Below are 13,442 nucleotides of genomic sequence, written 5' to 3'. Positions count from 1 at the left end.
TGAGTGACTAACTGAGTGACTATCGGGTGAAGATCTCGTCCATCACCCCAGCTCCACCGAGCAGGACCGGGCGAATCTGCTTGCGGTAGACCGCCTCGGTGACGGCCGTCCCGCTGTGGCCGACGAGCCGCGCGATCTCCTCCAACGGGACGCCCGAGTCCGAGAGCAGCGAGACGAAGCTGTGCCGCATCTCGCGCGGCGTCCAGTAGTAGGCGCGTAGGCCCGCGTCCTTGGCGATCTTCCGGAACGCCCGCCGCACGTTGTGCGCGTCGAGTGGAGTACCGACGAGTGAGGCGAAGACGAGGTCGTGATCTTTCCACTTCTTGCCCGCCTCAGCCTTGTCCCTCTGCTGCTGCGCCCGGTGCGCTTCGAGCGCCTCCACGCACCGCTTGGGCAGCGCCAGAGAGCGTCGTGAGCGCCGGGTCTTGGTGTCACCACCCGCACGCACCGACCGCCACACGGCGATCCACGGCGGGATGTCCTTGTCCGGGGCACCGACGAGATGCACCTCCTCCCAGACCAGCGCTCGCAGTTCCTCCGTCCGAGCGCCGATCAGCAGCGAGAGGACGACGTAGGCATACATCCTGGCTCCCTCGGCCGCCTGCACGACGGCCACCGCCTGGTCCAGAGTGAGCGACTTGGACGGCCGTCCCTCCTTCCCTTCGGGGATCTCGGACAGGCCGACGACGTTGCGCTTGACCTTGTCACGCGCCTGGGCGAACTTCACCGCCCGATTGAGGCAGGAATGCAGGAGCCGAACCGTGCGCGTGCTCAACACCTTGGCCTTGCCGATCAGCCACCTGTCGACATCCTCAGCACTCAGCTCCCGCAGCTTTCGCGCGCCCAGATCGGGGATGACGTGCTTCTCGCAGAGCGTGCGGTAGTTGGCCACCGTGTTGGGATCACGGCCGTGGAGACCGTAGGTGAGCCAGCTCGTCACGGCCTCGGCGACCGTGTAGTGAGCAGGACCGCTGGCCAGACCGTCATCATGATCGCGGATGATCTCCTTCAGTTTGGCCTTGGCTTCGGTCTTGGTCTTGCCGCTGACCTTCTTGACGATGCGCTTTCCGGCCGGGGTGTAGCCAACCGTCACCGAGGCGATCCAGCGCTGCCGTTGCTCGTCCCAGTGCAGGCCGCCGTCTCCCCTGCTACGTCGTGCGGTCATGACGCCTCCCGTTCGAGTAGGGCGATGTAGTCGTCGATGGCCGAGGCCGGGATCAGCCGGGTCCGGCCCTGGGTGACCGAGCGCAGACGGCCCGATCGAATGAGTTCGTAGATCACGCTGCGGCTCAGACTGAGCAGTCGCATGGCCTCGCACACGCGGTAGAGCCGCCGCGAGTGGATCAGGGCGGGCGCGGTCATGACTCCTCCCGCTCTGCGGCGATCTGGCGAGCGGTCTGGACGCGCTGGCGGATGTGCTCGGCGATGATCGCTTCGCCGGGGGTGTAGCCGATTCCGGCGAAGCGCCAGTGACCGAGGACGAGGGTGGTGGCGTCGTCGAGCGGGGGCAAGCCGTGCTGCTGGCGGGCTTGGTCGGAGCGATGGCGGGCGCGTGCGGTGCGGAGGTCGCCGAGGGTGAGGGAGTAGGCGCGGCTCTTGCTGGAGAAGTGGCCGCGGAAGCCGAGCATGTGCGCCCATGGCCGTAGCCGCAGCGCCCTGTATTCAGGGCGTGCGCCGAGGTCCCAGCAGGTCCGGATCATACGGCGGGCATGCTCGCTGACCGGGAGCGCCTCCAGGTGCAGGCCGGGCTTGAGACCGGTCCCGTGGCATAACCCGCAGGCGGCCATAAGGCTCATCCGGCCCCGCCCACGGCAGGCCGAGCAGGACAAGCGGTGGTCGATGGTGCCGGAGGCTTCGGCACCCTTGGTGGCGTACTTGGCGATGTAGCCCGCCACCGCCCGCTCGCTCAACCCCTCGGCACACGGGTCGAGCAGGATCGGGCGGATGTCGAGCTGCTCACCCCACGCGAGCGTCCACCGGCCCAGCTCGCTGGCAGGCGACAGCAGCTTCACGGATCGGGCGGCGACAGGGACCGCTCGCGCCAGTAGGTGGTGATCAGCCCAGTCCGGCGGTGACTGATCCGGGCCGTCAGCGCCGTCAAGGCGGATGATCGCGTGGAAGTGGACCAGGCCGCGCCATCGCTTGACCGTTGCCCTGGATCACGGCACAGTGCATCGCCGCATTCACGTTGATCTTGGCGTACGTCCGTCCAGGACTTGCTCGGGGGTCACGTCACTTCGGCTGACGCTGATCTGCTCTTCATCCGCGTGAGCTTCGGATTAATCTCACCGTCCACCGCTTGAATCCCCCGCAAGACCAATCGTCCGAGTGCTTTTCTGGACCGATGCCTTAGGAGAGTCCGGCGGGTATCCCTTTTGTTTTGCACTAGAGGGAGTCCGCACAACTCGTCAAGCAGCGCTTCACGAATGTCCTCGACAGTTGGACCTTTGGGCCATTCGAGCATGAGGTAGATCCCGTCCCCAGCCGATCGCCCACTATCCCAGGCATCCACCCAGACGGGGCACTGCTCTCCCAGCAAGAAGATCCCAAGTCGCCTCAGAAGTCCGCTCGGGAGCCACGCACTGGATGCTTGCCATTCATGTGCGCGCTCGCGCTCCAGCACCTCGCTGGGAGTCAGCGACTTGGGATGCGTCTCCCACGGGAAAGCAGCCCCGTCGTCATAGCTGTGAAGCTCCTCTTCCAGCGCCTTCCGCCACACCGACTTGGGAACACCACCAAGAATGATCTCGCCAGGGCGGTCAGGCCAGTAGAGGCGCACCCGTCGCTCAAGACCTTCTGCCCGCAGCCCAGGGATGCCTCTGACCTCGTTGTTGTACACGTTGGGCAGCAGCGCCGAACAGAGGGCGCGTGCATACAGAGGGTCTACGTGAAGCTCGATGGAGCTGCTTCGCGGCACCACATAGGAGATCATCATCAGTCGATCGCGACCGCCTGCCGGACCGTCCCCGAGTCTGCCGGTGTAGAGGTAGCTGGTCCTTCCCTCGCGAATCGCCAGCAGCACGAGTGCCTCGAGGAGCTCTTGGTTGGGGTTGATAGCCCCAGGAATAGGAGGTTCCTCTAGGTCCAGCAGACGAACCTCGGCTAGGGCACGACTGTAGGGCTCTCCGGTGAACAGGGCACGCGCAGCGGCGCGACGCTTCTCGTTGCTCGGCTGCCGCTTCATGATCTTGTTTCGCTCAGGCAGCGATTCAGGATGTCGGAACTCCACCTGCGGAGCTGCTGTACCCAGCAGAGCAGGGCGCGTCTCTGCGAAGGAATAAATGCGTAGATCAGGAGCATGGGTGTGAGCACGAGCGTTACGAGCAGCAATGGAACGTGGGCAAGCACCACGGCAATAACTCGTGGCGTCGAGGTTCCAGCGTTGGCTAGGGCCTGGAGAGGCATGTGAGGGAGCATCGCATTCCCAATCGCGAACCACCCGGCCTAGTTCTTAACGGCGTGCGAGCTGCTACCTGCAAATGCGTTGCCTGCCAACCGGATCTTTGCCTGCCCGCTGAGTGCCTTGGCCGGGAAGTTCAGCACAGACCGCCGACCGGTATCGCCGTAGAACCAACATAACACCCAAAGTGTCACCGCGAGCGGGACCATCAGAAGACCTCCTGATCATGGCCACGGGCCTCACCGAGTGTCGAGGAGGCCCCGTGGCGTATCGAGCGGGTCTATGTACGAGGTTCGGCCCAGAGGTCTTCAGAGCGGGACGCGCAAGGGGCGAAAGAACACACGTAGACTCCCGGGGCTGCGATGCAGTGCGTCCCGGAGGGGCAGGACGGGGACGGGTAGGACGTGGACGACTATGCCGAGCAGGGTGTGGTCCGGTCGGGGAACGGCTGGTCCGTGTACACCTTCGAGAAGAATCTGTGGTAGGTGGACGATGCTGAGCGATCAGAGAAAGACTTTGACAAGCCCGCCGTGCGTGGACTTCTGAGTGACGAACTGAGTGACAACCGCCTCAGACGGTAACGGACGACAGTGGATCACTCGGGACCGTAGGCGCAGGTGGGAGCAGGTGGAGCCCATGATTCCGCCCCCGCCTGCATTGCCTGGGGGTCAAGGGGTCGCAGGTTCAAAACCTGTCGTCCCGACCAGATTATCGCTGGTCGGCAGGGGTTTCGGAGATTCTCCGGAGCCCCTTTTTCGATCTTCGGGAGCCAAACGGGGAGCCACCCGGTCACACGGACCGGCTCCGCCTCTTCAGGATCTTGTCCATGGCCTGTACGCCCTTGGTGAGCGCGGGCCGGATCTCGTGCCGGTAGACCGTCTCCGTCACGTGCGTACTGACGTGCCCGACGAGATCGCTGATGTCCTCCACGGGAACATCATGCGCGCTCAGGATGGACACGAAGCTGTGGCGCAGCTCGCGGGGACTCCAGTCCTCACCGAGTTCCGCCAACATAGCGATCTTCTGGAACTCCCGGCGCACCTGCCACCGGTCGAGCGGGGTGCCGTCCTGACGGCAGAAGACGTTGCGCAACGGTCTGTCACATGGGTCACGAGACCAGACTCCGAAGCTCTTCGTCAGGCCTCAGGACCTCCGTGACAGATCCGGCCCGGGGAGGTGGGTGACAGTCCGGCTAGACGATCTATCGTTCTTCGATGCGTGCGCGTCGGTGAGACGGTGATCGTGCGCGGACCGTTCACCGCCCACTCGCACGAACACACTGTCCTACTCGTCGCGGCGTACAACGTGCGCGGGGCCGTGGCACACCGGCTGCTGGACATACTGCCGCCGATGCTGGTGCTGCCGGACGGCGACGACTGCACGGCGATGCGAGACTTCCTGGCGTCGCAATCCGCCTCGTGCGCGTCCGGTCAGCAGGTCGTGCTGGACCGGCTGCTCGATTGGCTGCTGGTGTGCACGCTGCGTGCCTGGTTCGACCAGCAGCCCGCAGCCCCCGTCGGATGGCACGACGAGACGCTGGGCCCGGTGCTGCGTGCGATGCACGCGGCGCCCGGCAGGCCGTGGACGCTGGCCGCGCTGGCCGACACGGCGGGCGTGTCGCGGACCACGCTCGCCGAACGGTTCGTCAAGGTGGTCGGCACGCCGCCGCTGACGTATCTGAAGGACTGGCGGATGACGTTGGCCGCCGATCTGCTGGCCGAGTCGACCTCGACCGTCGCCGCGGTCGCCCACCAGGTCGGGTACGCCGACGCGTTCGGATTCAGCACGGCCTTCAAGCGCTTCCACGGAGTCAACCCCACCGAGTGCCGCACGAACTGCCGGACGTGACTGCGAAGCGACGGGACGCGAGCGGCGGGCGGCGGGCGGCATCGTGGCCGGAGCTGGACGAGATCCACTGCAGCGACCCCGTCCAGCCCTTAACGGGGAATCCGTTGCCCACTCTTGCCAAGTGGGCAGGAGGAAGATGACGAGGATGTCAGTACGGCAGCGGCTGTCCTGACGGCATCCGCAGATCAGAGGCGGCGTCCGGGTTGTGGGGTTTGCGCACCTGGGTCCTGCGCATCATGCGGGCTCCATGACCGATAGTTCGAACCAGACGACCTTGCCCGCGGGCGTGCGGTTGGCGCCCCAGCAGCAAGACAGCAGGTCCAGCAGGAAGAGCCCGCGCCCGTTCTCATCGCCCTCGAGAGCCGGGCGCATCTCGGGCAACGTGTCTCCGGCGTCCTCGACCTCGCAGCGCAGCAGGCCGTCCTGGGCAGAAAGAGTGAGCAGGACCGGGCCTCTCCCGTGACGCACCGCGTTGGCTACGAGCTCGCTGACCAGTAGCTCGGCGGTCTGGTCGCGCAGTCCCCAACGCGCCACCCTGGCGCGGGTCAGGCGCCGGCTCCTGGGCACCGAGACCAGCTCCGGCGCCAGTCTCCACGAAGCCGTATGGGCGCGACCGCCCGCTGACGCGCGCCAGGCGAGGGCGCGGGCGACGGCGGCGAGGCCGTCTCGGATGAGCCGGCCGAGGCCGTCCGCCTGGGACTGCCGGCGTCCGCAGGCGGGCGTGATCGCCGGTGCTGAGAACTGGGATGCCATTCTCGATCCTCGTCTATCGGCTGGACTATGACCTCAACGTCAGCATGCGCGCAGGCATGGCGCGAGGGGAGCGGGAAAAACCCCCATTTGGGTACCTATTCGACTCCCCCGTTCGAGAACTCCGACCTACCCGTGGCCCGTCTGACCGAGATCGATGGGGTTCACATGGCTACACGTGCCGGATGGGGCGTCAGAGGAGTAAGTCAGGGCGTGACCGGCCCATGCGGGCACCGCGGTTGCGGGCGTCGACGGCATGCCCGGCGCACGTCAGGCGCTCGCCTCTGAGTCGATCACGCGGTGGGTGGCGAGCTCGGCGCATGGCGCGAACTGGCGCCCGTACTCCCATGTGCGGCCGCAACCAGCCGTGCCGGACACACAGAGCTGCGTGCGGCGGCCGGGGTTCCCGCCGGCACGACTGGCAGGGACGCGGGCAAGAAGGTGCCCGACCGCAAGCGCGGACTGGCCGTGGATGTGGTCGGCCTGGTCATCGCCGGTGGTGGCGCTGGCCTCCTCGGCGCATGAGGATGTCGCGGGCGCGACTACGGGCATCGCCCCACCAGTTCCGAATGGCGCGTGTACCGGGCCGATGAGCGACGTGATGACCAGACGCCTGACCGACACCTCCACCCCCAACTGGCGCGGCGCATGCGTGGCCAGGACCCGGGCACCTGGCTGCTCGGCAAGATCGACGCGCGCGAGGCGGCAACCCCGACCGCTACAACGCTTATGTGTCCGTCGTCGGGACCGGCGCCGACCCCCTCGGTTCTGGATGGATTCCTGCCATCGTGATGGAGCAGGAGATCGATCTAGACCCTGTATTCCTGCATCTCGTAGTGTCGCCGCATGACGGCTGTACTCTGCGTACCCCAATGGCAAGGATCGGCGTCGAGCAAGGCGCCGCAGCTGATGGCCGGCGCTCGCCGCGCCGCCGAGCTCGTTCCGGCCGACACGGTGGTGACCGTGCCGGTGCTCGAAACGGGCGGGGACAAGGCCGCCGGGGTCCGCGCGTACGACGTGCTCGTGGAGAACCAGCGGCTGACGCAGAGGGCACTGGTCGGCATCGACGACCGGGTGATCACTATCGGCGGCGATTGCGCGGTCGACATCCCGCCGATCGCCGCTGCCCATACCCGCTATGGGGACGCCTTGACGGTGCTGTGGATCGATGCCCACCCGGACGTCTACAGCCCGCAGACGTTGCCATCGGGCGCCTTCCACGGGATGGTGGTGCGCGCCCTGCTCGGAGACGGGCCGACCGGCCTCACCCTGGAGCATCCACTGGCACCACATCAGGTGATCATCACTGGTGAGCGAGCGGGTGACGCGTCCGAGCACGAGTACCTCACGAAGACCGGCCTGCGCAGGTATGGCGTCGACGACCTGGAGCGCGCACTCGACGGTCTGCGCGGCCCCGTGTACGTCCACATCGACCTCGACGTCCTGGAGCCCACCGCCTTTGGCGCGACCTGCTATCCGGAGCCGAACGGCGTGCAGCCGCAGCGACTGATCGACCTCATCTCCCACGTGGACGACATCATCGGGGCAGCCATCACCGAACACGCGCCATCCAACGACGACGTCAACCCCTACGAGGCCGAGGTGATCCGCCTGCTGGGCACCGCGCTGACGCGCTGACGGTCGACTTGTCCTCGGTGCCTCCATCGGCCCTTCTCGCGACGGAGGTGATGTCTTCGGGCTTGCTCCGAGCGTGATCCAAGATCCTTACGAGGATCAAAGACAGCTTCTGACACCCCCTGTCGCTCCCCGGCAAAAGATATGCAGAAAGGGGGACGCGTGGACGGGACGGCCACGTCCATCCTTCCGGCATGAACATCGTTGCCTCACTCGTCATCGGCGCGGTCACCGCCGTCGCCCCGGTCACGACCACGCCGCTGTCATGGCAGGACTGCGGAGACGGTCTGCAGTGCGCACAGATCCAGGTGCCGGCCGACTGGTCCCGCCGATCAGGGCAGAAAGTCACGATCGGTCTCGCCAAGCTGCCCGCCCAGAATCAGGCCGTCAAGAAGGGCGTGCTGCTGGTCAACACCGGTGGGCCTGGCGAGCAGATCGCGCTTCTCCGTCAGGCGAAGGAGTCCTTCGCGGATCTGACCAAATGGTTCGATGTGGTGATTTTCGACCCGCGAGGGTTCGGCAAGTCCAGCGTGATCAACTGCCCTATCCCTGCACCGTTCGCCACCGAGTGGGTGTTTCCGAACAAGGACGCATACGACGCGTACGCTGCGAAGAACCGTGCTTTCGGGCAAGCATGCGCCAATGAGGCCGGGCCGCTGTCGGGAAGCCTCAACTCCTGGCAGATCGCGCACGACATGGAGGCGATGAGAAGGGCCCTGGGACAGGCCAAGTTGACCTACCTGGGCAACTCGCACGGCACCGTACTCGGGCAGGCCTACGCCGAGTTGTTCCCCCGCAAGGTCGGCCGGATGTACCTCGACAGCGTCTTCGACCACACCACCCCCGACCTACGCACCTGGCTCCAGCCACGGGCCAAGGCACTGGAGGCCAACTTCAAGCGCTTCGCCGCCTGGTGTCAGAGCACCGCCGCCTGCGCGCTGCACGACAAGGATCCGGTGGCCGTCTGGGACGAGGTGATGGCCAAGGCCCGCCGCGAGCCCATCCCCGCCCCCGAAGCTGGTCCCGGCGTAGGCGTCAGCGACACTCAGATCGCCTCCCGCGCCGGCTTCACTTACGAGGCCACCTGGGAGCGTCTGGCCGCCGGGCTCGCGCGGGCGCAGGCCGGTGACGCCTCGTTCTTCGCCAAGGTGGAAGGGGCTCCGGACCCCGACCTGTCGCGCGTCATCCTTTGCGCGGATCTGCCTTATCCCGGCTACGGAAAGGCTAAGAAGCTGGAGGACGTCCTGCGTCGCGATACGCCCCACATCGGGTGGCGGGCCGTGTGGCTGATGGCCAACCACTGCGCCGGCCTCCCACCGACCAGGACGTACGCGCCTCACCCCATCAAGGCGCCTGGCCTGCCGCCCGTGCTCATCGCGGGCGGCGAGTACGACGACAACACCCCCACCGCGGACGGCCGCCGGCTGGCCGCCCAGCTTAACGGGGCCCGCTTCCTGCCGGCCGTCGGCGGGCATGCGCTGTACCTCTCCGGCCACCCGTGCGTACGCGAGCGTGTGCACCGCTACCTGGCCACAGGCCAGATGCCGCCGCGCGGCGCCGCCTGCGGACCGGCGAAGTAGCGTTGCCGCTGTGTACGCAAGAGAGGGCCTACTCGTGCTCGCGGCCACGGCCACGCTCACCGTATTCGCCATGCTCGACGGCAAGCCGCCGCAGCCCGGGCTCCCCCTCCTGGCGGGCGCCGGCCTCGCCGCCGCGGAGCCGAGGCCGTGCACCAGGTGCTGTGGCGACGCCCCGACGTGGTGGTGCTGGACCTGCGGATGCCGTACGTCGACGGGATCTCCGCGATCCGGCAGCTGGCCGACGTGGAAGCTCCGCCGAGGATGCTCGCGCTGACGACGTTCGACACCGATGAGTACCTCTTTGGCGCACTCCAGGCGGGGGCCTCGGGGTTCCTGCTCAAAGACAGCGACCCCGAACTGCTCCTGGAGGCGGTGCGAGCGCTGCACCGCGGACACGGGCTGGTGGACCCTCAGGTCACCACCCGGCTGATCCACCGCTTCGCAAGACTGTCGCCCGCGTCCGCCACCAGCGCGCAACAGCGGCTCACTACTCGTGAGCTCGAGGTGCTCCGTCACTTGGCTCGCGGGCTGAGCAACGCGGACATAGCCGAAGCGCTGACCATCGAGGAAGGCACGGTCAAGACACACGTCGCGAATCTCCTTCGGAAACTCGGACTGCCCACGCGGGTGCATGCCGTGATCTATGCCTACGAGCACGGCCTAGCCCCGCGCTACTCAGACACCTGACCTTCAAGGAGGTTCACATGCCCTTGATCCAACGGGAGACAAGCCGCCGCCGGAAAGGCTGGTGGATCGCGGGCACGGTCACCGCGGTCCTCCTCACCGCCGCAGTGGCGCTAACCGCGACCGCCTTTCCGTCCGTCGCGGCCACCACCTGCCCCGGCTGTTACGGCCTGGAGCGGCTCCAGCCCGGCCTGTACGCCGAACCCAGCCTCGTGCCGGCCCAACGCCGGCACGTGACTGAGGCCATCGAACAGGCGAACAAGCGGGTAGGTGACTTCTTCCGCGGGCGGAAAAGCTCTCCGGACATCCTCGTATGCCTGTCCGACAACTGCTACCGCAGGATCGGCGGCGGCGGCGAACGCGGCATCGCCGTGCTCAACCGGTCAGTGATGCTGTCTCCACGCGGCGTCCATCCCGTGATCGCCGCGCACGAACTGGCCCACGTGGAACTTCACGCCCGTCTCAGTGGCGCCGAAGTTCCGCAGTGGTTCGATGAGGGTTTGGCCGTCCTGGTGAGCGACGACCCCCGCTACCTCGCCCCGACCGGCGACCGCTGCCTGCTCGACTCCCGACGGCCCTTGCCTGTCATGCTCGAGGACTGGCTGCGCGCGGCGTCAGCGGATCCTCAGCTGTACGCCGAAGCCGCCTGCCAGGTGAGTCGTTGGGCAGGGACGAACGGTAGGAAGGAGGCCGTACGAACCCTCATCGAACGGCTGTCGACAGGACAGGCCTTCCCCGACATCCAGATGCCGACCGCAGCCGCAACCACCGCAGGACCTGATCAGGAACGGGGCCACCGCCACGCAGGGTAGGCGTCGTTGCGCCTGCTCGCCTCGTCGTAGGCGCGCCGGGCGTGCTCGATGACCTCGGCGGCTTCCGCGGTGAAAGGTCCGTCGCGGTGCCACGCGAGCAGGTGCCGGTACCAGAGGGGGTTGCCGGCGATCGGCCTGATCGCAAGACCGGGCAACTGGCGGGAGGTCGCCTGGCACAGGCTGACTCCCCGCCCCGCGAGCACGAGGTCGAGCAGGACCGGCCCCTCCACCTCGTGCCGAACCCGCATGGTGAGCCCCGCGTCATGGAAGATCGTCGCCCAGTACTCCCTGATCCGGTCGTCGTCGGGCGGTGGCGCGATCCAGTCTTCGGCGGCCAGCTCCGCGAGGGTGACCTCGGTCTTCTCCGCGAGCGTGTGGCCGACGGCCATCATCGCGAAGACCGGTTCGGTGGCCACCGGCTGCATGACGACGCTGGGGCGGGCCGCGAGCTCGAAGCCGGGGCAGTCGCCCACGACCGCGAGCTCGAGCTGGGCGGCCTCGACCAGTTCGACGAGCCGGGTCGACGCTCCGCGGGTGACGGTGGTGACCACAGCTTCGGGCTGGGCGGCGTCGAGCCACGCCAGGAGCCCGGCCAGCAGCGGCGCGTTCACCGTGCCGATCCGCAGCGCCCTGTTCGGGGCGGGCGCGCGGAGCCCGAAGACCAGGTCGTCGATGGCGGGCAGGACGGCTCGCGCTCTGGCAAGCACAAGTTCGCCGAACGCGGTGGGCCGCACGCCCTGCGGGGCCCGCTCGAACAACGTGCCGCCGAGCATGGTCTCGATGCGGCGGAGCTGCGCGGTGAGGCCGGGCTGGGACAGCCGCAACGTCTTGGCGGCTCGCGTCAGGCTGCCGGACTCGGCGATGGCGCAGATGACGCGCAGGTGCCGAATCTCCAAGTCCATAACCCAATGTTATGGGGAAATAGGAGCTTTCGTCCTGGTGAACGGATGGATGACTATCGACCCACTCGGGAGGCCCATAACGATGTGTGCCATTTCATATGGCAGTGATGCGCAACGGAAGGTGGAGCGACATGTCAGGAAAACGTGTCCTGGTCGCGCTCATGATCGGTCTCGCCGGTGTCGCGAGCGGCTGCGGTCAGGGCGGTGGTACGGCTGCGGCTCCGCAGGGCACGGCTGGCGCGAAGGCCGGCGTGCTGCACGTCTTGGCCAGCATTGACCTCGAGCATCTGGACCCGGCCCGCAACTACGTCACCTCCTCGATGGACGTCGGCAGGCTGATCTACCGCACGCTCACCACCAACGCCGCGGCGCCCGGTCCCGCGGGGGGCGAAATCGTCCCCGACCTGGCGACGGATCTCGGCACTCCCACCGATGGGGCCAGGACCTGGACCTTCACCCTCAAGGAGGGCGTGAAGTTCGAAGACGGGCGCCCGATCACCAGCAAGGACATCAAGTACGGCGTCGAGCGCACCTTCGCCCCCGAGTTCCCCGAGGGCCCGCCGTACGCGCGGATGTGGCTGCGGGGCGGCGACACGTACAAGGGCCCGCTCAACGGAGAGGGGCTGAAGTCGATCGAGACACCCGACGACCGGACGATCGTGTTCCGGCTGAACAGGCCGGTCGCCGACTTCGGCTCGGCCGTCTCGATGCCGTTCTTCGCGCCCGTGCCCAAGGACAAGGAGGCCGGCGTCGCCTACGACAACCGTCCCTTCTCCTCGGGACCATACAAGATCGAGAAGTTCGAACCGAAGAAGCGGATCGAACTCGTCCGCAACGAGCACTGGGACCGTTCGACCGACACCGTGCGCAAGGGACTTCCCGACCGCATCGTCATCGACCTCAACCTCGATCCCGCCGTGATCGACCAGCGGATGATCGCGGGACAGGGCGAGGACGCCAACGCCGTGCAGTTCGAGCCGATCGGCGCCGCCTCCGTCGCCCAGGTGCTCACCAACCCGGCGCTCAAGGAACGCCTGGTCACCGGCGAGTCGATCAACACGAGGTTCCTCTCGCTCAACACCAGCAGGAAGCCGCTCGACCAGGTGAAGGTACGGCAGGCGATCGCCTACGCGCTGGACAAGGAGGCGCTGCGCACCGTGCGCGGCGGGCCCATCGCGGGTGACATCGCGACCGCCCTCCTGCCGCCGGCGATCCCTGGCCACCGCAAGGAGGATCCGTACCCTGCCGACGTGGCCAAGGCCAAGGCGCTGCTCGCCGAGGCGGGGTTCGCCTCCGGCATCGACCTCGTCCTCGACGCCCCTGCCACGCCCGGCGGCAAGGCGCAAGGTGAGGCGATCCAGGCCTCGCTCGGCCGGGCCGGCATTCGGGTGAAGATCAATGAGATCAGCTCGTCGGCGTTCTGGAGCACGGTCGGCAACGCCAGTCAGCAGCATGACCTGGTCATCGACGGCTGGACGCCGGACTGGACGGGAGCCTCGACATACCTGCCGAACGTCCTCGACGGACGGTTCATCGTGAAGCAGGGCAACCAGAATCGGGCGCACTACGACTCGACCGAGGTCAACAAGCGCTTCGACGAGATCGCCGCGATGACGGACGCCGCCGCCGCCGCGACCGCCTACGGCGAACTGGCCACCCGGATCATGCGGGACGCGCCGGTCGTGCCGTTCCTGTGGGACAAGTCGGCCTTCCTCACCGGGGGGAACGTGACCGGCGCCTACGGGCACGTCGCCTTCGTCGGGCGGGTCGACCTCGCCACGGTCGGCCTCAAGAGTGCCCGATGACGCTCATCCGGGCGGGCGACATACCG

Annotated in this window: 13 protein-coding genes; 6 read left to right on the top strand and 7 right to left on the bottom strand. The window is 67.3% G+C overall.

Translation table 11 applies throughout. The features are described 5' to 3' along the window. Positions 1–19: 19 nt before the first annotated feature. The 5 genes from FHR33_RS41045 to FHR33_RS41025 form a co-directional block, all read right to left on the bottom strand. The gene (locus FHR33_RS41045) at positions 20–1,165 is read right to left on the bottom strand and encodes a tyrosine-type recombinase/integrase (protein WP_183659505.1); all 1,146 of its coding nucleotides are present in this window, start codon (positions 1,163–1,165) and stop codon (positions 20–22) included. Continuing rightward, positions 1,162–1,362: a helix-turn-helix domain-containing protein gene (locus tag FHR33_RS41040; RefSeq protein WP_183659503.1), complete on the bottom strand. Its 201-nt coding sequence runs from the start codon at positions 1,360–1,362 to the stop codon at positions 1,162–1,164. The genes FHR33_RS41045 and FHR33_RS41040 overlap by 4 nt, the downstream gene beginning before the upstream one ends. Then, positions 1,359–2,129, bottom strand: a complete 771-nt coding sequence (locus FHR33_RS41035) for a replication initiator (protein ID WP_312896032.1) — start codon at positions 2,127–2,129, stop codon at positions 1,359–1,361. The genes FHR33_RS41040 and FHR33_RS41035 overlap by 4 nt, the downstream gene beginning before the upstream one ends. 98 nt (positions 2,130–2,227) lie before the next feature. After that, positions 2,228–3,229: a hypothetical protein gene (locus tag FHR33_RS41030; protein ID WP_183659499.1), complete on the bottom strand. Its 1,002-nt coding sequence runs from the start codon at positions 3,227–3,229 to the stop codon at positions 2,228–2,230. Positions 3,230–4,189: 960 nt separating this feature from the next. Next, on the bottom strand, positions 4,190–4,492 hold the full coding sequence (locus FHR33_RS41025; RefSeq protein WP_183659497.1) for a tyrosine-type recombinase/integrase: 303 nt from the start codon (positions 4,490–4,492) through the stop codon (positions 4,190–4,192). A 126-nt stretch (positions 4,493–4,618) separates the two neighbouring features. On the opposite strand from FHR33_RS41025, the gene FHR33_RS52985 reads away from it, so the two are divergent. After that, the gene (locus FHR33_RS52985) at positions 4,619–5,248 is read left to right on the top strand and encodes an AraC family transcriptional regulator (RefSeq protein WP_312895969.1); all 630 of its coding nucleotides are present in this window, start codon (positions 4,619–4,621) and stop codon (positions 5,246–5,248) included. Positions 5,249–5,482: 234 nt separating this feature from the next. On the opposite strand, the gene FHR33_RS41015 is transcribed toward FHR33_RS52985, so the two are convergent. Further along, entirely contained in the window at positions 5,483–6,001 is a 519-nt protein-coding gene (locus FHR33_RS41015) for an ATP-binding protein (RefSeq protein ID WP_183659495.1), read from the bottom strand. Between the two features lie 843 nt (positions 6,002–6,844). Between FHR33_RS41015 and FHR33_RS41010 the strand changes: the two genes are divergently transcribed. The 4 genes from FHR33_RS41010 to FHR33_RS40995 all read left to right on the top strand — a co-directional run bounded on the left by FHR33_RS41010 (position 6,845) and on the right by FHR33_RS40995 (position 10,709). Next, on the top strand, positions 6,845–7,636 hold the full coding sequence (locus tag FHR33_RS41010) for an arginase family protein (RefSeq protein WP_221241444.1): 792 nt from the start codon (positions 6,845–6,847) through the stop codon (positions 7,634–7,636). A gap of 191 nt (positions 7,637–7,827) precedes the next feature. Further along, on the top strand, positions 7,828–9,213 hold the full coding sequence (locus FHR33_RS41005) for an alpha/beta hydrolase (protein ID WP_183659493.1): 1,386 nt from the start codon (positions 7,828–7,830) through the stop codon (positions 9,211–9,213). 63 nt (positions 9,214–9,276) lie between these two features. Further along, positions 9,277–9,900, top strand: coding sequence for a LuxR C-terminal-related transcriptional regulator (locus tag FHR33_RS41000; RefSeq protein ID WP_376773306.1), 624 nt, complete (start codon positions 9,277–9,279; stop codon positions 9,898–9,900). A 17-nt stretch (positions 9,901–9,917) separates the two neighbouring features. Beyond that, a complete protein-coding gene (locus FHR33_RS40995; protein ID WP_183659491.1) occupies positions 9,918–10,709 on the top strand; it encodes a hypothetical protein in 792 nt (263 codons plus the stop codon). Here FHR33_RS40995 and FHR33_RS40990 read toward each other — a convergent pair. Beyond that, entirely contained in the window at positions 10,679–11,611 is a 933-nt protein-coding gene (locus tag FHR33_RS40990) for a LysR family transcriptional regulator (RefSeq protein ID WP_183659489.1), read from the bottom strand. The genes FHR33_RS40995 and FHR33_RS40990 overlap by 31 nt on opposite strands. A 131-nt stretch (positions 11,612–11,742) precedes the next feature. On the opposite strand from FHR33_RS40990, the gene FHR33_RS40985 reads away from it, so the two are divergent. Next, positions 11,743–13,416, top strand: coding sequence for an ABC transporter substrate-binding protein (locus FHR33_RS40985; protein ID WP_183659487.1), 1,674 nt, complete (start codon positions 11,743–11,745; stop codon positions 13,414–13,416). Positions 13,417–13,442: the final 26 nt, after the last annotated feature.

This window comes from Nonomuraea dietziae (assembly GCF_014195505.1).
In the GTDB taxonomy this organism is placed as follows: Bacteria; Actinomycetota; Actinomycetes; order Streptosporangiales; family Streptosporangiaceae; genus Nonomuraea; species Nonomuraea roseola.
This window is presented reverse-complemented; position numbering and strand designations above follow the sequence as displayed.

What these genes read in the sequence shown, in the direction of transcription:
- FHR33_RS41045 (WP_183659505.1), bottom strand. Translation starts at nt 1,165, where the DNA reads ATGACCGCACGACGTAGCAGGGGAGACGGCGGCCTGCACTGGGACGAG.
- FHR33_RS40990 (WP_183659489.1), bottom strand. Translation starts at nt 11,611, where the DNA reads ATGGACTTGGAGATTCGGCACCTGCGCGTCATCTGCGCCATCGCCGAG.
- FHR33_RS40995 (WP_183659491.1), top strand. Translation starts at nt 9,918, where the DNA reads ATGCCCTTGATCCAACGGGAGACAAGCCGCCGCCGGAAAGGCTGGTGG.
- FHR33_RS41040 (WP_183659503.1), bottom strand. Translation starts at nt 1,362, where the DNA reads ATGACCGCGCCCGCCCTGATCCACTCGCGGCGGCTCTACCGCGTGTGC.
- FHR33_RS40985 (WP_183659487.1), top strand. Translation starts at nt 11,743, where the DNA reads ATGTCAGGAAAACGTGTCCTGGTCGCGCTCATGATCGGTCTCGCCGGT.
- FHR33_RS41005 (WP_183659493.1), top strand. Translation starts at nt 7,828, where the DNA reads ATGAACATCGTTGCCTCACTCGTCATCGGCGCGGTCACCGCCGTCGCC.
- FHR33_RS41010 (WP_221241444.1), top strand. Translation starts at nt 6,845, where the DNA reads ATGACGGCTGTACTCTGCGTACCCCAATGGCAAGGATCGGCGTCGAGC.
- FHR33_RS41015 (WP_183659495.1), bottom strand. Translation starts at nt 6,001, where the DNA reads ATGGCATCCCAGTTCTCAGCACCGGCGATCACGCCCGCCTGCGGACGC.